This window comes from Oleiphilus sp. HI0043 (genome assembly GCF_001634935.1).
In genome coordinates this window covers 1-979 of sequence record NZ_LWEY01001594.1, presented here as the reverse complement: position 1 = coordinate 979, position 979 = coordinate 1, and the positions used below count along the sequence as shown (strand labels likewise).

Below are 979 nucleotides of genomic sequence, written 5' to 3'. Positions count from 1 at the left end.
CATTATTGCTTGTCAGCTCTTTAAGCGTCTGCAGTAGCTTCTTATAAGCTCTCACTCCGTGAGTATCAGCGTCGTAAATAGATGGTACCAGACCTTTCATACTTGCATCTCGGAACTTCGTATCAACGGGAACGGCATACTTCCAGACATCATCTCCCCACGTCGATTTGATGGTACGCAAGCTTTGTGTTGAAGCCTGTGTTCGACGATCAAACATGGTAGGCAGAATAAGATGTCTTAAATTGCTTTTCTGAGACCGAATAACCATACCCAAAGTATGCATCATTCTTTCCAAGCCTTTAATCGCAAGAAACTCTGTTTGACAAGGTACGATGAGCTGCTGGCTCGCAGCAAGAGAGTTGATCATTAGTACACCCAATGAAGGCGAATTATCGATCAAGACGTAGTCATATTGATCCCACAACATTGCCAGCGTTTTCGAAATGATCAGCCCCATACCTTCAACGCCAACCATTCTACGTTCAAGCGTCGCTAAAGCCGTTGAAGCAGGCATTAAATCCAGACCCGGGCAAGAAGTGTCAGTAATCAGTTGTTCAGGAAGACCATCAGGAACCTTACCCTGATGCATAAACAAGTCGAACGCACTTTGCTCAATCGTATCCGGGTCGTAACCAAAATAACTGGTTAAAGACCCATGCGGATCAAGATCCATAACCAACACTCTTTTGCCTTCTTGTGCCAACAACCCGCCTAGCGTTACTACACTAGTCGTTTTACCGACCCCGCCTTTCTGATTGGCAATACCCCAGATTCTCACCGCGTCACCTCTGAAAAATTATATTTTAGCTTTGCTCAAGCATACCATTTAGCCTAGCTGGCTAGAATATCCTGCTAGGGATACTTGCTAATTCTGTATCGCTTGAACAAATGAACAACGGAAATGGCATAAAGTTGCCGAATTTACGTCACTAATAATCTTAATAGTGTACAGAGCACAAATCGTGCCATCGGCACAGTA

The 979-nt window shown here is 44.3% G+C and carries 1 protein-coding gene; it reads right to left on the bottom strand.

Annotation, left to right across the window (positions count from 1 at the left end):
- The coding region (locus tag A3729_RS23660; RefSeq protein WP_068634363.1) for a ParA family protein at positions 1–778 on the bottom strand (778 nt) is incomplete at its 3' end.
- Between the last annotated feature and the right edge of the window lie 201 nt (positions 779–979).